At 64.0% G+C, this 20,060-nt stretch carries 22 protein-coding genes and 2 pseudogenes; 19 read left to right on the top strand and 5 right to left on the bottom strand.

Going from position 1 to position 20,060, the window contains the following annotated elements; translation table 11 throughout:
• Positions 1-6: 6 nt before the first annotated feature.
• The gene (locus tag ASC90_RS26655; RefSeq protein ID WP_056547513.1) at positions 7-351 is read right to left on the bottom strand and encodes an MmcQ/YjbR family DNA-binding protein; all 345 of its coding nucleotides are present in this window, start codon (positions 349-351) and stop codon (positions 7-9) included.
• Between the two features lie 48 nt (positions 352-399).
• Positions 400-1,779, bottom strand: a complete 1,380-nt coding sequence (locus tag ASC90_RS26660) for an HD-GYP domain-containing protein (RefSeq protein ID WP_056547516.1) — start codon at positions 1,777-1,779, stop codon at positions 400-402.
• 327 nt (positions 1,780-2,106) lie between these two features.
• On the opposite strand from ASC90_RS26660, the gene ASC90_RS26665 reads away from it, so the two are divergent.
• Together ASC90_RS26665 and ASC90_RS26670 are read left to right on the top strand one after the other, a co-directional pair.
• Positions 2,107-2,679 (top strand): hypothetical protein, encoded by a 573-nt coding sequence (locus ASC90_RS26665; protein WP_056547519.1) that lies wholly within the window; start codon positions 2,107-2,109, stop codon positions 2,677-2,679.
• Between the two features lie 64 nt (positions 2,680-2,743).
• Positions 2,744-4,186, top strand: a complete 1,443-nt coding sequence (locus ASC90_RS26670) for a terminase family protein (RefSeq protein WP_244480460.1) — start codon at positions 2,744-2,746, stop codon at positions 4,184-4,186.
• A gap of 4 nt (positions 4,187-4,190) precedes the next feature.
• Here ASC90_RS26670 and ASC90_RS30325 read toward each other — a convergent pair whose 3' ends face one another.
• Positions 4,191-4,322, bottom strand: a complete 132-nt coding sequence (locus tag ASC90_RS30325) for a hypothetical protein (protein ID WP_280138343.1) — start codon at positions 4,320-4,322, stop codon at positions 4,191-4,193.
• 151 nt (positions 4,323-4,473) lie between these two features.
• Here ASC90_RS30325 and ASC90_RS26675 point away from each other — a divergent pair, with 151 nt between their 5' ends.
• Both ASC90_RS26675 and ASC90_RS26680 read left to right on the top strand, forming a co-directional pair.
• Positions 4,474-5,160 (top strand): glycoside hydrolase family 19 protein, encoded by a 687-nt coding sequence (locus ASC90_RS26675; RefSeq protein ID WP_056547522.1) that lies wholly within the window; start codon positions 4,474-4,476, stop codon positions 5,158-5,160.
• 21 nt (positions 5,161-5,181) lie between these two features.
• Complete coding sequence (locus tag ASC90_RS26680; RefSeq protein WP_056547525.1) at positions 5,182-5,490, top strand: Dabb family protein; 309 nt, start codon at positions 5,182-5,184, stop codon at positions 5,488-5,490.
• Between the two features lie 48 nt (positions 5,491-5,538).
• Here the strand turns inward: ASC90_RS26680 and ASC90_RS26685 are convergent, their stop codons facing one another.
• Positions 5,539-6,075, bottom strand: coding sequence for a transporter suffix domain-containing protein (locus tag ASC90_RS26685; protein ID WP_056547529.1), 537 nt, complete (start codon positions 6,073-6,075; stop codon positions 5,539-5,541).
• Positions 6,076-6,314: 239 nt separating this feature from the next.
• Here ASC90_RS26685 and ASC90_RS26690 point away from each other — a divergent pair, with 239 nt between their 5' ends.
• The 7 genes and pseudogenes from ASC90_RS26690 to ASC90_RS26720 all read left to right on the top strand — a co-directional run bounded on the left by ASC90_RS26690 (position 6,315) and on the right by ASC90_RS26720 (position 11,388).
• Positions 6,315-7,472 carry a phage portal protein gene (locus ASC90_RS26690; protein WP_056547532.1) on the top strand — a complete coding sequence of 386 codons (1,158 nt, stop codon included), beginning with the start codon at positions 6,315-6,317 and terminating at the stop codon, positions 7,470-7,472.
• Between the two features lie 173 nt (positions 7,473-7,645).
• Positions 7,646-7,962: pseudogene (locus tag ASC90_RS26695) on the top strand (DUF6107 family protein).
• 29 nt (positions 7,963-7,991) lie between these two features.
• The gene (locus ASC90_RS26700) at positions 7,992-8,582 is read left to right on the top strand and encodes an HK97 family phage prohead protease (protein WP_244480462.1); all 591 of its coding nucleotides are present in this window, start codon (positions 7,992-7,994) and stop codon (positions 8,580-8,582) included.
• Positions 8,583-8,591: 9 nt separating this feature from the next.
• Complete coding sequence (locus tag ASC90_RS26705) at positions 8,592-9,848, top strand: phage major capsid protein (protein WP_056547537.1); 1,257 nt, start codon at positions 8,592-8,594, stop codon at positions 9,846-9,848.
• A 116-nt stretch (positions 9,849-9,964) separates the two neighbouring features.
• Entirely contained in the window at positions 9,965-10,534 is a 570-nt protein-coding gene (locus ASC90_RS26710) for a phage head-tail connector protein (RefSeq protein ID WP_056547540.1), read from the top strand.
• Complete coding sequence (locus ASC90_RS26715) at positions 10,534-10,869, top strand: phage head closure protein (RefSeq protein ID WP_056547543.1); 336 nt, start codon at positions 10,534-10,536, stop codon at positions 10,867-10,869. The genes ASC90_RS26710 and ASC90_RS26715 overlap by 1 nt, the downstream gene beginning before the upstream one ends.
• A 96-nt stretch (positions 10,870-10,965) precedes the next feature.
• Positions 10,966-11,388: a DUF3168 domain-containing protein gene (locus tag ASC90_RS26720; RefSeq protein WP_056547547.1), complete on the top strand. Its 423-nt coding sequence runs from the start codon at positions 10,966-10,968 to the stop codon at positions 11,386-11,388.
• Here the strand turns inward: ASC90_RS26720 and ASC90_RS26725 are convergent.
• Positions 11,345-12,562, bottom strand: a pseudogene (locus tag ASC90_RS26725) (MFS transporter). The gene ASC90_RS26720 and the pseudogene ASC90_RS26725 overlap by 44 nt on opposite strands.
• 124 nt (positions 12,563-12,686) lie before the next feature.
• Between ASC90_RS26725 and ASC90_RS26730 the strand changes: the two are divergent.
• The 8 genes from ASC90_RS26730 to ASC90_RS26760 are packed head-to-tail and all read left to right on the top strand — an operon-like array spanning position 12,687 to position 20,053.
• Positions 12,687-13,094, top strand: coding sequence for a phage major tail protein, TP901-1 family (locus ASC90_RS26730; protein WP_056547549.1), 408 nt, complete (start codon positions 12,687-12,689; stop codon positions 13,092-13,094).
• The gene (locus ASC90_RS26735; RefSeq protein WP_056547551.1) at positions 13,094-13,450 is read left to right on the top strand and encodes a gene transfer agent family protein; all 357 of its coding nucleotides are present in this window, start codon (positions 13,094-13,096) and stop codon (positions 13,448-13,450) included. The genes ASC90_RS26730 and ASC90_RS26735 overlap by 1 nt, the downstream gene beginning before the upstream one ends.
• A gap of 11 nt (positions 13,451-13,461) precedes the next feature.
• Positions 13,462-13,680, top strand: coding sequence for a rcc01693 family protein (locus ASC90_RS28565; RefSeq protein WP_082520060.1), 219 nt, complete (start codon positions 13,462-13,464; stop codon positions 13,678-13,680).
• A gap of 44 nt (positions 13,681-13,724) precedes the next feature.
• A complete protein-coding gene (locus tag ASC90_RS26740) occupies positions 13,725-14,240 on the top strand; it encodes a phage tail tape measure protein (protein WP_056548001.1) in 516 nt (171 codons plus the stop codon).
• Positions 14,241-14,247: 7 nt separating this feature from the next.
• Positions 14,248-14,889: a DUF2460 domain-containing protein gene (locus tag ASC90_RS26745; protein WP_056547554.1), complete on the top strand. Its 642-nt coding sequence runs from the start codon at positions 14,248-14,250 to the stop codon at positions 14,887-14,889.
• Entirely contained in the window at positions 14,886-15,776 is an 891-nt protein-coding gene (locus ASC90_RS26750; protein WP_056547557.1) for a DUF2163 domain-containing protein, read from the top strand. Before ASC90_RS26745 ends, ASC90_RS26750 begins: the two co-directional genes overlap by 4 nt.
• Entirely contained in the window at positions 15,773-16,207 is a 435-nt protein-coding gene (locus tag ASC90_RS26755; RefSeq protein WP_056547560.1) for an NlpC/P60 family protein, read from the top strand. The genes ASC90_RS26750 and ASC90_RS26755 overlap by 4 nt, the downstream gene beginning before the upstream one ends.
• The gene (locus tag ASC90_RS26760) at positions 16,208-20,053 is read left to right on the top strand and encodes a glycoside hydrolase/phage tail family protein (RefSeq protein ID WP_056547563.1); all 3,846 of its coding nucleotides are present in this window, start codon (positions 16,208-16,210) and stop codon (positions 20,051-20,053) included.
• Positions 20,054-20,060 lie beyond the last annotated feature (7 nt).

Genomic DNA, 20,060 nt, shown 5'->3' on the forward strand with positions numbered 1-20,060 from the left:
ATCGCTTTATGGAGACGGGATGACAACGAATTGTCTTTGCAGCGTTTTCGGCGCCGCATTCTGCCATGACTTGCGCACCAGATCCTGGACCAGCGCCTCGCCGGCAAGCTGGTAGAAGAGCCGCGTCGAACCGCGCAGGCCCCAGCCGCCCGGCACCGCGGCGGTCTCGTCTGGCGCGACCGCCAGTGTCATGTGCTGCTGATCCGACGTCAGGCGAACGACGCAGTAATCTTGATCGGGCATGGTCAGAAATATCTTGCTGCGCACGCGAAAGTCACGTGTGCCGTGATGCGCGCTTTCGACCGCTTCAGGCAGGCTGAGCGCAAACGATACGAGCTCTTCGCGGGTCATGCCGCTTATTTTAGCACATTCCGATGGTTTGCGGCCAATCAGAAAAACTCAAGCAGCCGCGCTTGCCCCGACAACGGGCTCGCTTAGCGTCAGCGGCGTCTTGCGCAGCGCGCGTTGCAGTGCCTCGATGCAGATCGGATCGTGCGCGCCGCCGGCGCCCTCCCAGAGAATCGCGAACGCCTGGGCGATCGGCATCGCCGCACGATACGGCCGGTCGGCGGTGAGTGCGTCGAAGACGTCGGCGGTGGAGACGATGCGCACCTCCATCGGGATCTCGTCTGCCGTGAGGCCGCGGGGATAACCCTTGCCGTCGAGGCGTTCGTGGTGCGCGCCGCCGATGCGGGCGACATCGGCAAAGGCGCCGATATGCGACAGGATCTCTTCGGAGAATTCGGCATGGCGTCGCATCGCCAGCCATTCCCCGTCGTCGAGCTTGCCCGGTTTGTCGAGCACGCTGTTGCTGACGCCGAGCTTGCCGATATCGTGGAGCAGTGCCGCACGGTGTAGGAAACGCCGGCCTTCGGCATCGATGCCCATCTCTTCGGCGATCAGGTCGGTGAACAGCGCCACGCGGTCGCTGTGGCCCGATGTGTAGGGGCTCTTGGCGTCGATCACCCGCGCAAAGGCGGCGGCGATGTCGTCGAGATAGTCGTCGTCGGCCATGATCGCCTGGCGGCCGGGCTCGCTTTCGAGCACGACCGTCTCCAGCTCGGGCGAGCGAAGCGTTTCCCAGAAGGCCGGCCGCGCGGCGGCGCGGGCGAAGGCGGCAGTCAGAGCCGGGTCGAACCAGCTGCCGGCCCGCTTGCGGATTTCGGCCATCGCGGCCTCGGGGCCGCCGCTCATCTGGAAGATATCGGCGACCTGCGACAGCAGCGCTATACGCGAGAACAGCGGAATGGCTTCACCGACGATGCCGAGCGGCCGGCCTCCGCCGTTCCAGTGTTCGTCGAGGTTCAGTACACCGCCGGCGACGTCCTCGGAGAAACGCATCTGCCGGGCGATCTCGGCGCCGCGCTGGCAGCGGGTCTGGATCAGGTCGGTGACGATCTGGCCCCCGTTCTGCATGATGTTGAGAATGCTGCGGAAACGCCCGGCGAGGCCGGCCTGCAGACCGGTATGGCCGAGCACGAAGCCCAGCACCTGGCTGAGGCTGCCGTCGATCAGCTTGAAGTCGCGCTTGAATGAAATGTCGTCGGCCAGATAAAGCTCGCAGATACGCGCCGCATTGCTGCTGCAGCCGAGATCCTTGAGAAGCAGCGTGTAGTAGAGCTCCTGCAGCGCCGCATCGGGCATGCCGATCTCGCGGCCGATATGCGTGCCGATGAAACAGGCACGGATGCAGTGCCCGGGCGGCTGGCCCTCCGTCATGTCCAGCGCCTTGCTCAGCGCCTCGATGATCTCCGCAAGCCTGATCTGGATCGTCCGCATCTCGACCGCCCTTTTGCCTGCGATCGGTGTACTGGTTATTCATTTAGGAATGATTGAAATTAGCGATGGCAGAGAAATACCAGTGATTTTCCAATCGGTTAGATATAGCGTAAATGCGATGCAACACTGGGTCGACTGCAAACTTTTAAAGAAATAGGAAAATAATCCTTGACGGCGTCACGGTGGTTTGGTAGGGTTATGGCACAGTCGGAAAGTTGCGGGCGCGGCACAGTGGGGCGCCAAGGCTTTTCGAGTTGGCAGCCGGGCGTTTGACCCGGCTTTTCTGTTTCTGGCGGCTGGGCATCCCCCGCTGCCCGAGGGGTTCGGATGAACGATATCGAGAGTTTCGTGCCGGAGCTTTATGGCTTCTGGCCGCAGACGCACGCCTATGGCGATCCTGTACGGCTCGAGACGGAAGACGCCGAAGCGCGAGCGGCGGCGGAAGCCTATTTCCTCGAAACCAAGTCGGGAGCGGCGCCACCCGCCGAGGAGTTGCGGGTGCTGCTCAACGAGATGACGGCGGAGATGCGCGATCAGTTCAGCGCCTTTCGCGAGCTGCGCCGGGCGGCTGAGGCTGCGTCCGCAAGCGGTGACGAGGCTGCTGGAAAGCTTGCTCGGGCCGACCTGAAGGCGGCGACCGATGCCATGTCACTCATCGTGCGCACACTGGAGAAGGTCGATCAGCTGCAGCGGCAGATCGCGCGCGATCGGGAGCTTGCCGCCGAAGAGAACGATGTCGCGATGGGGCTTGAGGATGCGAAGACGCGATTTCTTGAGCGCATCGACGAGTTGGCGCAATATCGGGCAGAACAGCTCGCTACCGAGTGGAAGGCTACCGGTCCTCCCGGTTCGGGTGCCGCCGCTGCCGCCGCTGCTGTCCGTTCGCAAGGTCCAGGTTGACCAGCCGGCGTCGCGATCCTTCACGCGGCTGGTGGGCAAGATGGTAGCGCAATATGGCCACGGGATGACAGCCCTCACAGCGAAGAGGGAGACGATGCGTGGCGCCATCGGTGCTAGCCTGAAGCAGGGCACGGCGCTCGCCAGCGCTATAGCGGCGCCAGCGCCGGTCCGTGTGCAGGACCCGCAGCTCGGCCACGCCGATGCCGTTAAAATGGCCGACGGCTCCTCGGAGGGCAAGGTGCCGACGCCTGATCCGTTGGTCAGTCTTGTCGATGAGCGAGCTCTCTGGGGTGCGCTTGGCGGCCTGTGGACGTTCGCCGGGCGCCCCGAGCAGCAACCGCCGCCGGGCGACTGGCGCACATGGCTGATCCTCGGCGGACGCGGCTCCGGCAAGACGCGGGCCGGGGCCGAATGGGTTCATGCGCTGGCGAGCGCTGGGCGCCGGTCTGGCCTGCGCATCGCGCTGATCGCCGAAACGCTCGGCGACGCGCGCGAGGTGATGATCGATGGGGTTTCCGGAATTTGCCGGATCGCCCGCCGCTGCCGGCCGGAATTCGAGGTTTCTCGCCGCAGGCTGGTCTGGCCGAATGGCGCGGTGGCGCAGATATTCTCGTCGGAGGATCCGGAAAGCCTGCGCGGGCCGCAGTTTCACCTTGCCTGGTGCGACGAGCTGGCGAAATGGAAACATGGGCAGGAGACGTGGGACATGCTGCAATTCGGCTTGCGCCTCGGCACCCATCCGCAACAGCTTGTGACGACGACACCGCGGCCGCTGCCGCTGCTGAAGGCGCTGATCGGCGATCCCGGCACGCGCCTGACGCGGATCAGCACGCTGGCCAACGCCCACAATCTGGCGCCGGGTTTCATCGATGCGCTTGCCGGTCGCTATGGCGGCACGCGGCTCGGGCGCCAGGAGTTGGACGGCGAGCTGATCGAGGACCGCGAGGATGCCCTGTGGCGGCGCGAGATGTTCGAGGCGGCGGCGATCCGCTTCTCCGGAGATCTCAGGCGCGTGGTCGTTGCGGTCGACCCGCCTGCAGCGGCGGGCCTGCAATCATGCTGCGGCATTGTCGTCGCGGGGCTGGAGGCATCGGGCCGGGCGGTGGTGCTGGCCGATTGCTCGGTCGAAGGCGCCAGCCCGGCCGGTTGGGCAGGAGCCGTTGCGCGAGCCTACCGGCGCTTCTCAGCAGACCGCGTGGTGGCCGAGATCAACCAGGGAGGCGACATGGTGGTGTCGGTGTTGAAGAGCATCGACGAGAGCCTGCCGGTCTCGACGGTGCGGGCCACACGCAGTAAATATCTCCGGGCCGAGCCTGTCGCGGCACTCTACGAGCAGGGGCGTGTTGCCCATGCAGGCCGTTTTGCCGCTCTCGAAGACCAGATGTGTGACTTCGGCCCGGACGGTTTGTCGTCGGGCCGGTCGCCCGACCGGCTCGACGCACTTGTCTGGGCGCTCACGGCGCTGATGCTGGAGGGTAATGGAGAACCGCGGGTGAGGGGAGTTTGAAGGTTCAGCGCTGCGGCTGTTGCGAGGTCGGACGCGGTGGCTCGCGTTCCGGGCGAACCTGCCGCCACTCGCTCTCGAGTTGATCGATCACATGCTGGGGAATGGTAGGCTGGCTACTGTTGGCGGGCTGCTGCATTCTCGCCTCCGTTGTCCGGGTTTTAACGCTGAATCAATCAGTGGCATGCTCCAAATAAACTGTAAATCAGGTGCTTACGGTGTTTAAACGATTGAATTAATTTAAATCGATTGAGGTGGCGAGAGCCGTACCACTTTCAGAGGCGGAGCATATGGTTATCCACATCGACAGGCCCTTCTTCTTCGATATCGTGCGCGACGCCCTTTTTAAGGGAGTGCTTAATCAGCCGCAGGTCGAGGGAATGACGGCGATTCTTGATTTCTGGGAAGCGCGGCTGCCGGAGGCCGATCAGCGCTGGCTCGCCTATATCATGGCGACCGCCTACCACGAAACCGCCTACACGATGCAGCCGGTCCGCGAGACGCTGGCGCTGACCGACGGCGGCGCCATCGACGTTCTCGAGAAGGCTTTTGCCGGCGGCAAGCTCTCCTGGGTGAAGACCCCATATTGGCGGCCGGACGAGGACGGAAAGAGCTGGCTCGGCCGCGGCCTTGTCCAGCTCACCCACAAGCGGAATTACGAGGCGATGAGCAAGCTCACCGGGGTCGATCTGGTGGCCGAGCCCGACCGGGCAATGGAGATGGACACGGCGGTCTCGATCCTGATCGAAGGCATGGTCGACGGCAGCTTCACCAACCACAAGCTCGCCGACCACCTGAACGAAACGACGGACGACTGGGTGAATGCGCGGCGGATCGTCAACGGCACCGACCGCGCCGAGAAACTGGCCGGCTACGGCAAGACCTTCCTTGCGGCGATCCGCCACGAGCGACCGGTGGGGTGGGTTGCGCGGTTGAAGGCCTGGCTTGACCGTGGTATCGCGCGGATCATCGGCTAGAGAGTATCTCAGGAGTTCCGCGTGATCCGCCATATCGTTTTCTTCACGGCGCCGGCCGAAAATCTGGAAAAGGTCCGTGCCGGCCTGTCCATCCTGACGGCAATCCCGCATGCGCGCCTGCTGGAGATCGGGACGAACGTCAAGACTGACCAGCTGGGCACCGATGTCGATCTTGTTGTCTACGGTGAATTCGACGACGAGGCGGCGCTTGCCGCCTACAAGGCACACCCGGACTACCGGCGATCCATCGATCTCGTGCGGCCGATCCGCGAAATGCGGATGGCGGCAGATTACGAGAGCGATACGGCGGTGAAGCAGCCGCTGCGGTAGTTGCCGGCTGCAGTCTAGTGACGGACGAGAGTCTGGCCCGGCGGGTGTTCAGTTCGCACGCGCGGAAAAATCGTCGACGGCATCGGAAACGCGTGCGGTGCGGACAAATAGTGCCCGGAACTTGTCCCAGAAATGTCCGCCAAGAACGATGAAACTGGCCAGGAATATCAAGTCGCCAAGCACCTGGAGCTGCAAAAGCTGCGGACGAAGGCCGGGCCACGCCGCGTCGATGTAGGGCTCAAGCACCGCAGTCACGAGCGGAAGGACGAACATGACCAGCCCGAAATTGTACCGTGCGGGGCTGACGGCGCTTTCCGGGGGAAAGCGAAAGGCTCCGAATATCGTGGTCTTGAGCTGCTGGAAACCGGGCTTCCCCATCACCGCGACGGCCAGAAGGATAACCGCCTTGTTCCAGATGAAGATGATTCCCGTCGCCGTCGCGATGGTAGCGGCAGACGCCTGCATCCATGCCAGGATCGGCACCAGTAGCCATGCGGCTCCGACCAGACATATCAACAAGACGCCGAGCTTGAACCGCCAGGTCGCCTTGCTCGGCTCCGGCCTTCCTGCGATCTGGCCTGCCATACTGCTATCTCCACCAAGAGTGCTTCACGCAGTGCACTGACCTTGGTTGGCAGGCTCATAGTGCGTCGCTTGCGAGTGGCACGATGTTGACTTGCCGGGACGAAGCCAGTGAAGCACAACCACTTTGACGCAAGCGCATTGCGCCTGTCAAACGCACGGCTTCAGGCGCAGGCCTCCATCATCGTGGCGGCGAGATGGCTGGCAGATTCTGAACCTCGCCGAATTTTAGGAAAACAACCATGAAATTCCGATCGTTTCTGCCGTGGGCTTCCATGGCGGCCCGCAAGCCCATGTCCGAAAGAAAAGCTGCTTCCGGCTTCATGTCGCTCGCGGCCGAAGGCCGGGCAAGCTGGACCGGCCGCTCCTATGCAGCACTTTCACGCGAAGGCTTCATGCGCAATCCGGTGGCACATCGTTGTGTCCGGCTGGTCTCGGAAACGACCGCTTCCGTGCCGATACTGCTCTATGAAGGCGATCGCGAGCGTCCGGATCATCCGCTGCTGGCGCTGCTAAGGCAGCCGAACGGGCGGATGGGCGGGCCCGATTTTTTCGAAGCGCTCTATGGTCATCTGCTGCTGTCCGGCAACGCCTATGTCGAGCCGCTCGCCATCGGCGGGCAGTTGCGGGAGCTTCATCTGCTCAGGCCTGACCGGATCAGCATCGTCGAAGGGCGCGACGGCTGGCCGGAGGCCTATGACTACCGCGCTGGCGGCTCGGTGCGCCGCTTCCCCTTGGAGACTGACGGGCTCGGGCTACTGCACCTGAAGCTGTTTCATCCGCTCGATGATCATCTGGGCTTTCCGCCGCTGGCCGCCGCACAGGTGGCGCTCGATCTCTCCAATGCGGCGGCCACCTGGAACAAGGCGCTGCTCGACAATTCGGCGCGTCCTTCCGGCGCGCTGGTCTACCAGCCGAAGGAGGGCGGTAACCTCTCGCCCGATCAATACGAACGGCTGAAGCTGGAGCTGGACGAGGGGTATTCCGGCCCGATGCGCGCCGGCCGGCCGCTGCTGCTCGAAGGCGGGCTCGACTGGAAGTCGATGGGGCTATCGCCCCGGGACATGGATTTCGTCGAGGCTCGCAACGGCGCTGCCCGCGACATCGCGCTCGCATTCGGCGTGCCGCCGATGCTGCTCGGCATTCCCGGTGACAACACCTACGCAAACTATCAGGAAGCCAATCGCGCATTCTATCGCCTGACCGTGCTGCCGATGCTGACGCGCACCGCCGCCTCGCTCTCCGCCTGGGCTGCAGGCATCTACGGTGACGGGCTGCGGCTGGAGCCGGATCTCGACAGGGTCGCGGGGCTAGCATCCGAGCGTGATCAACTCTGGATGCGCGTCGGCAGCGCTACCTTCCTGACGGACGAGGAAAAGCGGCAGGCGGTGGGGTATTGAGCAGCCGCTGCGCGAACTTTTACGAGATACCGCCAGATTGACGCGTTCCGATGTCGCGCCATCAGGCTGATGCGGCATCTGAACCTCCGGACTCTGCCTGCGAAGATATTCGTGCAACCGATTGAAAAGATTCGCTGAAGCAGACGAACCGGATCCAAACGAGAGACCTCAAGATGGCTGATTTTTCCAATGATGCCGGGCTCTGGGCGACCAGAGCGCTGGGCGCGTCGGCGGGCCTGCCGTGTCGCTTGTCTATCTTTTTCCGAAAAGCCGGCGCGAGGCGGCGAGCCGCTTCTTCACCGGTCTTGCCTGCGGCACCATCTTCGGTGGGCCGACGGGCATCTGGATCGCCGAGCGACTGGAGCTTGTCGATCGGCTCTCGGCGTCGGAGGTGATGCTGTCGGGTTCGGCGGCATCGAGCCTCTGCGCCTGGTGGGGTCTCGGCATTCTCTCGCGCATCGCCGGGCGCTACGGCGCTCGCAACCGCTGAGGCGACACGGCATTTCGACAACGAGGAGCATGATGATGACCGCAAGCCGCGCGCTGGCGCGATCCCCCATCGGCGCGGATACGCGCAAGTTCGCCAATCTGGAGCTGCGCGGGCTGAGCCGCGACGGCACCTTTTCCGGCTATGCCAGCGTCTTCGGCGAGGTCGACCTCGGCAAGGACGCCATCGAGCGCGGTGCCTTCCGCAAGTCGCTCGCCGAGCGCGGGGCAGGCGGGGTGCGGATGCTCTTCCAGCACGAGCCGGCCGAACCGATCGGCGCATGGAAGACAATCCGCGAGGACAGCCGCGGGCTCTATGTCGAGGGCGTTCTGGCCGATGGCGTCAGCCGTGCCCGCGAGGTCCACCAGTTGTTGAAGAACGGTGCGCTCGATGGGCTCTCGATCGGGTTTCGTACCGTGCGGGCGCGGACCGATGGGAAATCGGGCGTACGCCGCATCCTCGAGGCCGATCTTTGGGAAATATCCGTCGTGACCTTTCCGATGCTGCCGTCGGCCCGCGTGCAGAACATCAAGAATGCGCGGTGGTTCCGCGACAAGGAGACCGAGCTTGTCCGCGCCATGCGCCGGGCCGCGCGGATGATGCTGACCGAAACCTTCAAATAGGATGACCCCATGACCGACAAGCAGACTGCCGCCAAGACCGCGCCCGAGATCAAGGCGGCCCCGGAGATGACCGCCGCATTCGACGAGTTCATGGAAGCCTTCGAGGCATTCAAGGAAACCAACGACCGCAGGCTCGGCGAAATCGAGGAGAAGCTGACCTCCGACGTCGTCACACGTGACAAGATGGACCGTATCAACCGCGCCATGGACGAGCAGAAGAGGGTGCTCGACCAGCTTGCATTGAAGAAGGCCCGGCCGCCGCTCGGGCGTGCCGCTGCCTCCGGCGCCGAGGCGACCGAGCACAAGGCGGCCTTCGAGCAGTATATCCGCCGGGGTGACGAAGCCGGGCTGCGCGAGATCGAGGCAAAGGCGATGTCGGCGGGGTCGGGTTCCGATGGCGGCTACCTTGTGCCTGAAGAGACGGATACCGAGATCGGGCGCCGCCTATCGGTGGTTTCGCCGATCCGCGCGCTGGCAACGGTACGGCAGGTGTCCGGCTCCGTGCTGAAGAAGCCCTTCTCCACTGCGGGCATGGCCGCCGGTTGGGTGGCGGAAACCGCGGCGCGGCCGCAGACCAGCAGCGCCCAGCTGGCCGAGTTGTCCTTCCCGACCATGGAACTCTACGCCATGCCGGCGGCGACCCAGGCGTTGCTTGACGATGCGGCGGTCGATATCGAGGCCTGGATTTCGGGCGAGGTCGACACCGTTTTTGCCGAGCAGGAAGGCACGGCCTTCGTCGGTGGCGACGGCACCAACAAGCCAAAAGGGTTCCTCACCTATACGGCGGTGGCCGATAGTGCCTGGAGCTGGGGCAATCTCGGCTATATCGCAACTGGTGCGGCCGGTGCCTTCAAGACGACCGGGGCCTCCGACACGTTGATCGATACGATCTATGCGCTGAAGGCGGGCCACCGGCAGAATGCCAACTTCGTGATGAACCGCAAGACGCAGGCAGAGGTACGCAAGCTGAAGGACGGCGATGGCCGTTACCTCTGGCAGCCGCCGGCAACGGCGGGCGAGGCGGCATCGCTGATCGGTTTTCCCGTGGTCGAGGCCGAGGACATGCCGGATATCGCGGCCAATGCCTTGCCGATCGCCTTCGGCGATTTCCGGGCAGGTTATCTCGTGGTTGACCGCACCGGCGTACGGGTGCTCCGCGATCCCTATTCGGCCAAGCCCTACGTGCTGTTTTACACCACCAAACGCGTCGGCGGCGGGGTGCAGAACTTCGAGGCGATCAAGCTCATCAGGTTTGCCGTCAGCTGATCGAACGTCGAAGTACGCGGTGCTCCGGCCGCCGGTTTCTTCTCCCCGACAGGGAGGAGAAGCTCGCGGATCATGCGCCGGACGACAAGCCCGCCTTGATGGAACCAGGAACCCTTATGACCTACGCACCCGTTACTCCGCCCGCGGTGGAGGCACTGACGCTTGCCGACGTGAAAGCCCACCTGCGGCTCGACGACGGCCTCGAAGACGCGCTCCTTGCATCGCTGATCCGCGTCTCGCGGGATCATCTGGAGCGCACCACGGGTCTGTGTCTGATAGCCCAGACATGGCGGCTCTATCTTGATTCAGCACCCGAAGATGGCGTGATTCAAATACTCAGGGGACCGGTGCAAGCCGTTGAAAGCCTGACCCTTTACGATGTGTCCGGCGAAGAGCTGGCTGTGCCGCTTACGGGTCACATCCTCGACGGCACCGCCCGCCCGGCACGCCTCGTGCTGAAGCTTGGGCCGAACGCGGCACGGCCAATCAACGGCATCGAGATCGATTTCATCGCCGGTTTCGGCGAGAGCGGTGTCGACGTTCCCGATGCGCTGAAGCGAGCGATGTTGATGCACATCGCCCGGATGTTCGCCTTTCGCGGAGCCGTATCTGTCGAGGATCAGCCGGCGGACGTCCCGCCCGGGTATGACCGGCTGATCGCGCCGTTTCTGATGCGGAGGCTATGATGCGTTCGGTTTTCTTTGATCCCGGCCAGATGACCGCGCGGCTGGAACTGGAAATACCAGACGAAACGGCAGACGGGCAGGGCGGCGCCATGATCGCCTATGCCGTCGTAGCCTCGCTTTGGGCTCGCATCGAGCCGCTTGGCATTCGTCGGGAAGAACAGGCCAGCGCCGATGTCGGCACCCTCACGCATCGTGTCTGGATGCGTTTCCGCAGCGATATCCAGCCCGGCATGCGGCTGCGCAAGGGCGCGCGGATTTTCGTGATCCGTTCCTGGCACGATCCTGATGAGACAGGCCGATACCTCGTCTGTCTTTGCGAGGAGGACCGGCAATGACCGTATTGTCGACCATCACGCTGCCGGCGCTGATTGCCGCACTGGCAAAACTGGCGAGCGATCTGAAGCCGAAGGACCCGAACAGGGAGGGCCGCGATGAGCGCCGCAAATGAACTACTGGCAGCAGTCCATGCCCGGCTGACCGGCGACGCCCAACTCACAGCCCTGGTTGGCGCGGACGCTATCCGCGACCGGCTTGTGTCCGGCCGGAAACTGCCGTCGATCGTGATCGGCGATCTGGTGAGCAACGACTATTCGACTTCGACGGAGGCAGGCGAAGAACATCTGCTGACGCTCGAAATCTGGTCGGATGCAAATGGCCGAATGCGAACGCAGGATATTGCCGCTTGTGTCTTCGCGCTGCTGCACGATGCGCCGCTCGACTTGGCCAGCGCGCATCTCGTTGCCCTGCGGCATCGCTTGACCCGGACGCGCCGCGAGCCGAAGGCGAAATTGCACGTCGCGGAAATGCGGTTCAGGGCAGTGACGGAACAGGCTCCCCGGCCCCCCGCACCATAAACATCAGCGCCAGGATGAAACCGAGCGACACGATGGCCAAAACTGCGCAGATCGCGATCGCCACCCCGCTGCCGGCGCGATCCAGAGTGGCGGTGAAGACGACCGGCGCAACAGCGTTGGCAAGGTTCTGCGGCAGCGACAGGCGGGCTGATTGCAGCCCATATTCGTGTGGCGAGAAGAGCGCCAGCGGCAGGAGGGCGCGGGCCACGGTCATGACGCCGGAACCGAAGCCGTAGAGCAGGATGAAGGTCACAAGCAACGGTGTCGATGGCGGCATGACGATCATCAGCAGGAAGCTTGCGACCATCAGGCTGACGCCCATCGCCGCGCTGAGGATGGGGTTGCCGCGTTTCCCGAGCAGCATGTCCATGAAGCGTGCGGAGATGCCGATAATGCCGCGCGCCGAACCGAGCTGCAGTGCCAGTGCCGGCGAGGCGCCCGACTGACGGAAGATTTCGAGTAGCGACGGCGATACGCCGAAGGTGATGAAGGTCGAGATCGTCGTCGCTGCGGCGATCAGCAGAAACGCCTTGCGTTGCGCCGTGCGTGAAAGCGCTACGGGCGAGATATGTGCGGCGGTGCCTTCCATATGGTTGGCAACCGGCTTTGGCAGCGCGAAAAGATGAAGCGGCAGGCATATGCAAAGCTGCAGCGCCGCGCAGATCAGGAAGGTCATCCGCCAGTCGACGGCTTCGTTGAGGGAGTTGAGAATGGGCCAGAAGATAGCGCTCGACAGGCCGGTGAACAGCATCAGGATCGCGATCATCCGCTTGCTGTTCGGTCCCTCACGCTCGACGACGGCGGTGTAGGCGGGCGCCGAGAGGCCGAGGGCGCCGCCGGCGCCGATCGCGACCTAGGCAAGCGCGTAGACAATGGGACCGGTCGCCGTCGCCAGAAGCAGCAGGCCGACGGTGAACGTGACCGAAGCCGCGGCGAGAATGCGTTGAGCGCCATAGCGTCCAAGCCATTTGCCCGTCGTCGGACCGACAAGGGCACTGACGATCATCATGATCGTCAGGCCGCCGAACACGATTTCGTTCGGCAGGCCGAGCTCGGGTGCAATGACGCGACCCATGACGCCCAGCATGTCGAAGCTGGTACCCCAACCGATGAGCTGTGTGACGGCGAGAACGGCAACCGTCTGCGCCGAGCGCAGGGAGAAGGATCGGGACATGGCAGCGGGGGACTTTGAACAAGGAGACCGGTGGTTCGTAACAGCAACATCGGCACGTGGAAAGCGACAAGTTGATGACAGTGGCGGGCGCTTTTGGGCGCTGTTTCTTTGAAGGGATCAAGCGATGGTGGCGCAAAAGGGCAAGGACCTGCTCCTCAAGATATTCAACGGCACATCCTACGAAGCGGTGGCGGGCTTGCGCTCGAAGCGGCTCGCTTTCAACGCCGAAACGGTCGATGCGACGGATGCTGAAAGCGCAGGCCGCTGGCGTGAGCTTCTGGGCGGCGCGGGCGTGCAGCGCGCGTCGGTCTCTGGCGCTGGTATCTTCAAGGATGCCGCTTCCGACGCGCTGGTGCGTGGCGCATTCTTCAACGCTGCGATCCTCGGCTGGCAGATTGTCGTTCCGGGTTTCGGGACAGTGACGGGGCCGTTCCAGGCGAGCGCTCTGGAATATTCTGGCCAGTACAACGGCGAGGTGATGTTCGAACTCGCGTTGGAATCGGCCGGCGCAATTGTTTTCGAGGCGTTCTGATGCGGTGCGCGGGCGCCAGGGCGAACCGCCATCGCGGCGAGATCGAGGCGGTGATCGATGGTGAGAGGCGCATTCTCTGCTTGACGCTTGGTGCTCTGGCCGAACTCGAAACGGCCTTCTCCGCCGACAACCTGGCCGGCCTGGCGGAGCGTTTTGCGCAGGGCCGGCTGAGGGCCGCGGACATCATCCGCATCGTAGGAGCCGGCCTGCGCGGCGGCGGCAATCTCTATACCGATCACGAGGTGGCCGAGGCAAACGTTGAAGGCGGCGTTGCCGGTTTCGCAGCGATAGTCGGCGACCTCCTGACCGCGACTTTCATCGGGGCGGGTAGCGAGAACTCCGCCCGCCCCCTTTAGCCGCAGCAGGCATCGAGCCGGATAGCAGAGCGCCGCCATTCCCCTGGGCGCGCGTACTTCACATCGGTCTCTGCCTGCTGCGGCTTCCTCCCTCGACCCTGTGGGCGATGACGCCTGTTGAGTTTCACGCCGCGTCCGGCGGGCTGGTTCCGCGCGATCCCATTGCCGTCACGCGGGCCGAGCTGGGCGACCTGATGGCGCAATTTCCCGATGCAAGCGCGAAGGCATGAATGAAGGAGAGACAATGGACGACGACGAAACCGACCTCTCAGCGATGGCTGGGCAGACCGAGACGCTGCAGCGTGCGCTGGACGATCTCGAGGGCCGCTCGCGGTCGTTCGGCTCGGCCCTTTCGGGCGCTCTCAGAAGTGCCGCCGACGGCGGCAAGGGACTGGACGACGTGTTGCGCAGCCTCGGAAACCGGCTGGCGAACATTGCGCTTTCGGCCGGATTGAAGCCGCTTGAGACGATGCTATCCGGCGCGGCGTCCAATCTTCTCGGTGGCTTCGGAAAGCTCTTGCCCTTCGCCGATGGAGGGATCGTTTCGCAGCCAACCTATTTCCCGATGGGTGGAAACATGGGTCTGATGGGAGAGGCTGGCAGCGAGGCCATCCTGCCTTTGCGGCGTGGGGCAGACGGCGCGCTGGGTGTCGCAGCATCCGGTGCGGGCGCCCGCCCACAGATCATCTTCAATGTGAGCGCGACCGACGCCCAGAGCTTTCTAAGGAGCGAGGCGCAGATTTCTTCCATGCTGGCGCGCACGGCTGCGCGCGGCCAGCGCAACCTTTGAGGCGACCATGACAGGCGGCTTTCACGAGGTGCGGTTTCCGCTGCGCCTTTCGCTATCGACGAGCGGCGGCCCGGAGCGGCGAACGGATATCGTCAACCTTTCAAACGGGCGCGAGAGCCGCAACAGCCGGTGGCGGAACGCGCGCCGCAGCTACGACGCTGGCTCGGGCCTGCGGTCGATTGCCGATCTCTACGATATTCTGGCGTTCTTCGAGGCGCGCAGAGGGGAGCTCCACGGCTTTCGGTTTCGCGATCCGGTGGATTGGAAATCGAGCGGTCCGGACCGACCGGTTGCCGAAGGCGATCAGGTGATCGGTACGGGCGATGGAGAAAGGGCAACCTTCCAGCTGGTGAAGACCTATGGCGATGCCGCGGCAAGCAGCACAAGGCCGATCAGCAAGCCTGTGGCGGGTTCGGTGGTCGTGGCTGTGGACGGGCTGTCGCAGGCGCCGTCGGCATTCGTCTGCGATCCGGTGGCGGGCATCGTGACATTCCTGCCCGGCAACATTCCGGCAACGGGCGCATTGGTCTCGGCCGGCTTCGAATTCGATGTACCCGTTCGCTTTGCCACCGGTCGCATCGACTTCAACCTGTCGGCTTTCAACGCCGGACGAATCCCGACCATCCCGTTGACGGAGATCATGCCATGAGGACGATCGATCCGGGGATGAAGGCACACCTCGACGGCGAGGCCACCACACTGTGCCACGCCTGGCGGGTAAGGCGCAGCGATGGCATTGTGCTGGGGTTCAGCGAGCACGACCACGATCTCGCCTTCGACGGGACCACGTTCTTTGCGGCGAGTGGGTTTTCCGCAAGCGCAACGGACGAGGAGGCAGGTTTGCCGGCCACCACCAGCGAGGTCGCGGGCGGCTTCTCCAGCACCGCCATCACCGACGCGGACCTTGAACGAGGCTGCTTCGATGGCGCGCGGGTCGAGGTGTTTCTCGTCAATTGGTCGATGCCGGATCAGCACATGCTGCTCAAGGTTCAGGAGATCGGCGAGGTGACACGCGATGCCGGCCAGTTCCGGGCCGAACTCCGCAGCTTTGCTCATCGGTTGAGCCAACCACAGGGGCGTGTCTATGGACGTCGCTGCGATGCCAGACTCGGTGACGCGCGATGCGGATTCGACGTGGCGCGTCCGCAGTTTCGTGCGGAAGGCGCGGTGGTATCGGTGCTCGACGCGAGCCGACTGGTGGTTTCGGGTATCGGTGATTTCGCCGATGGCTTCTTTCGCTTCGGGGAGATGACGCTCCTTGACGGCGGGAACGCCGGCGCACAGGTCGATATCGAGGCTCATTCGCCGACTGGAAATGGCATGGAGATCGTCCTGTGGCTGCCGCTTGCGACGCCGCCGCTGCTGGGCGATCGCGTCATGTTGACAGCCGGTTGCGACAAGTCCTTCGCAAGCTGCCGACAGAAGTTCGCCAACCATCTGAATTTCCGCGGCTTCCCGCACATGCCGGGCGCCGACTTCGCCTACACCTATGCGGACGGCGAGACCGTTCACGACGGGAGCGCGCTGTTCAAATGACAACGATGGAACGACATGTCCTGGCGATTGCCGAGAGCTGGATTGGCACACCCTATCGGCATCAGGCGTCTCTGAAGGGCGTTGGTTGCGACTGCCTGGGTTTGGTCCGGGGCGTTTGGCGGGAACTCTATGGCGCTGAGCCCGAGCTGCCGCCGCCCTACGCCCCGGACTGGGCGGAACGCAGCGGCGAAGACCGGCTGATGAACGCGGCCCGCAGGCATTTCGGGGCATCCTTGCCGTTGGCGGAAAGACGACCGGGCGATCTGCTGCTCTTTCGCTGGCGGCCGGAAGTCGCGGCAAAACACGCCGGCATTTTCGTCGGCGAGCGAGAGTTCATCCATGCCTACGAACAGGCGGCAGTCATTCGCTCGCCGCTGGTGCCCAGCTGGCGCCGGCGGATCGCCGCAGTGTTTCGCTTTCCGGAGAAATAGATGGCAACTCTTCTTTTCCAGGCTGCGGGCGCCGCGCTCGGCAGCGTGTTCGGGCCGGTCGGCGCGATCATCGGGCGGGCAGCCGGCGCTCTGGCCGGCAGTGTCATCGATCATGCGCTGATCGGAGGGGGGAGGACCGTTCACGGCGCGCGGCTGTCAACGGCGCGAATTCCGGGCGCTGACGAAGGTACTGCCATCAACCGTGTCTACGGCACGGTTCGTATCGGCGGCACGATGATCTGGGCCACGCGATTCGAGGAGCAGGTCACGCGCGAGAGGACGGGCGGCAAGTCCTCGAGCGGACAGCGCGTGGAAACGTTCCGCTACTTCGCCAATCTCGCCATCGGGCTCTGCGAGGGGCCGGTTGCACACGTTCGGCGCGTCTGGGCGGATGGCAAGGAACTCGATCTGAGCCGGATCGAAATGCGTTTCTATCCCGGCGACGGCGAGCAGCAGCCCGATCCGCTTATCGAGGCGAAGCAGGGGCCGGGGATGGCGCCTGCCTATCGCGGGGTTGCCTATGTGGTGTTCGACCGTTTGCCGCTCGATGCCTACGGCAACCGCATTCCGCTGATGCAGTTCGAGGTTGTCCGGCCGATCGGTGCGCTGGAGCAGAAGATCAAGGCGGTCTGCATCATTCCGGGTGCAACCGAACACGGCTACAGCACGGTTGCTGTTTCGGAAGAAACCGGGCCCGGCAGCGCGCGCCTCGTCAATCGCAACAGTCTGCAGGGACTGACCGATTGGGATGTTTCCATCGACGAACTGACCGCTCTCTGCCCGAATCTCGAAAGTGTCGCCCTGGTGGTTTCCTGGTTCGGCAGCGATCTGCGCGCCGGGGAATGTCGGCTCGCACCGGGTGTCGAGGTATCGGTTCGCAAGGAAAGCAGCCTCTGGTCGGTCTCAGGCTACACCCGCTCGACCGCCTATCTCGTCAGCAGCAACAACGGCGGTCCGGCCTATGGCGGAACGCCGGACGATGCGAGCGTGGTTTCCGCGATCGCCGATTTGAAGGCACGGGGCCTGAAGGTCTACCTCTACCCGTTCCTGATGATGGATATCCCCACCGGCAACGACTTGCCTGATCCGTACGGCGGTCCGGCCCAGGCCGCCTATCCCTGGCGCGGCCGTATCACCTGCTACCCGGCGATTGGCCAGCCGGATTCCGCCGACCGCACCGATCGGGCGGGATCCCAGGTGCGGGTCTTTGCGGGTGCCGCGCGACCGGGCGATTTTTCGATCTCCGGCCAGCGGGTCATCTATGGTGGCAACGAACGAAGCTATCGGCGGTTCGTCCTCCACTACGCGCATCTGGCGAAGGCATCGGGCGGTGTCGATGGCTTCATCCTCGGCTCGGAGCTGCGCGGCCTTACGCAGGTGCGCGACGAGACCGGAGCGTTTCCCTTCGTGCAGGCGCTCGCGACGCTGGCTGCGGACGTGAAGGAGGTGCTGCCTGCGGCGACGCTGACCTATGCCGCCGATTGGAGCGAGTATTTCGGCTATCACCCGCAGGACGGCAGCGGCGACGTCTATTTCAACCTCGATCCGCTGTGGTCGTCTCCGGCGATCGATGCGATCGGCATCGACAACTACATGCCGCTCGGCGATTGGCGGGATGAGGATGTGGCAACCGGCAATCCAGACGGCTTTCGGACAGCGGATGACCGAGGGGCGATGATTTCGGCCATGACGTCGGGCGAAGGATTCGATTGGTTTTACGCGAGCCAGGCCGCGCGCCGTGCACGGGAGCGAAGTCCGATAGAAGATGGGCTCTTACACAAGCACTGGGTGTTCCGATACAAGGACATCGCTGGCTGGTGGTCCAATCCGCACCATGAAAGGATCGGTGGCGTCGAGAGCACGACGCCGACGGCATGGGTGCCTGGGGGAAAGCCCGTCTGGTTCACGGAACTGGGCTGTGGCGCGATCGACAAGGGTGGCAACCAGCCGAATGTCTTCGACGATCCGAAATCGGCGGAAAGCGCCGCACCGCATTTTTCCAATCGCATGCGCTCCGACAGCATGCAGCGCCGCTTTCTCGAGGCGCATCACGATCACTGGTCCGGGCAGGCCGTGTTGTCGGGCATGGTCGATCCTGGCCGTCTCTTCGTATGGTCCTGGGACGCGCGACCCTATCCGGCTTTTCCCGACACCACCTCGGTCTGGAGCGATGGTCCCAGTTGGCGCACGGGACACTGGTTGAATGGAAGGCTCGGTGGCGGCACAATTGCAGAGGTTCTCGCAGCGATTCTTCGCGATCACGGTTTCGTCGATTTCGACGTCTCCGAGGTCAGTGGCGACCTGACCGGCTACGTGCAGGGTGAGATCATCGCGGCACGGAGTTTGATCGAACCGCTGTTGCACGCATTCCTGATCGACGTCTTCGAAGACGCCGGACTCCTGCGTTTTCGGTCCCGCATGAAAGCCAGTCTTCCGGCTTTGTCAGTGGAGGTCCTCGTTGATCGCGCAGAAGAGCCGCTATGGCAGGAAACGCGGGGTCACGACAGCGATTTCGCCGCCGAAGCCGTGCTGACTTTCTATAACCCGCAGCTCGACTACGAGCAGGCAAGCGCGCGCTCCCATCGCGCGGCTCAGGCGACAAACCGGGTGATCAAACAGGATCTCCCGGCTGTCATGTCGGAGGAGACCGCTCTCTCCGCCGCCGAGGCCCTGTTGCGCGACAACCGCCTTGCCCGTCGTTCGGTCCGTTTCTCCCTTCCGCCGAACGAGATGCGCATCCAGGCCGGCGACGTGGTGACGCTCGTGGACGGGCCGCCGGGGCGCTTCCTCGTTTCACGCATCGAGGACGCGGACGCGCGCTGGGTCGAGGCGCGGGAAATCTCGCCGTTCGCCGGTGGCGGTCCGCGGGAGACGCTGGGCGGCAAGCATGAGACCGGCGATCCTTCGAGCCTGTTTTCCCCGGTCGTTCACCTTCTTGATCTTCCCCGCCTAGACGGCGGCGAGGCGGCAAGCTTTGCGCGTGGCGCTGCCTTCGCAAGACCCTGGACGCCGATAGGGCTTTCGTCATCGGCAACCGAGGAGGGGTACAGGGGACGGGTAGTGCTCGATCGTCCTGCACGGATCGGTAAGCTTGTGACGGCACTCGCTCCCGGCGTCAGCGGTCGCTTCGATTGGTCCCGACCGCTTGAGCTGGACTTCGCCCACGGCGGGCTGTCGTCGGCAACCGCGATGGCCGTCCTGAATGGCGCAAACCTTCTGGCCGTCCTCTGTGCAAACAGGAGCTGGGAAGTCGCTACATTTCGGAAAGCCGAGGAAATTGCGAGCAAGCGCTGGCGCTTAGAGGGTTTTCTTCGCGCTCTGGGCGGGACGGATGATGCGATGCAGTCGGGCGCTCCGGTCGGCTCAGCGGTGGTCCTGCTGGATGAGGCCGTCAGACCATTGGGGCTCGACCGCGACGAGATCGGGCTGACGCTGAACTGGATCGCGGAGACAGCAAAGGCCGTCGGCAAGTCAGGGCCATACACGTTCGCAGGCGGCATACGCGCCGAAACCCCCCTTTCTCCGGTGCACCCCAAAGGTTCTCGCAATGGGGACGGCGCGGCCGTGATCTCCTGGATACGCCGCGGGCGTGACGGCGCGGATAGCTGGCTTGCCGCCGATATTCCACTTGATGAACCGTTCGAACGCTATCGCGTCGAGATAGTGGATGGCGGCACTTTGCTGAGGACCGCCGAAACCGACCGGGCGGAGTGGATCTATCCGGTCGCGGACGAACTTGCGGATTTCGGAAGCAGGCAGGACAGCCTGACGATCCGCGTCCGGCAACTGGGGCAGCGCGTGCCGCTCGGCATCCCACTGACGGCGACCCTTGCCTTGCAACCCTGACCAAAAA

This window comes from Rhizobium sp. Root1220 (genome assembly GCF_001426265.1).
GTDB lineage: Bacteria > Pseudomonadota > Alphaproteobacteria > Rhizobiales > Rhizobiaceae > Rhizobium.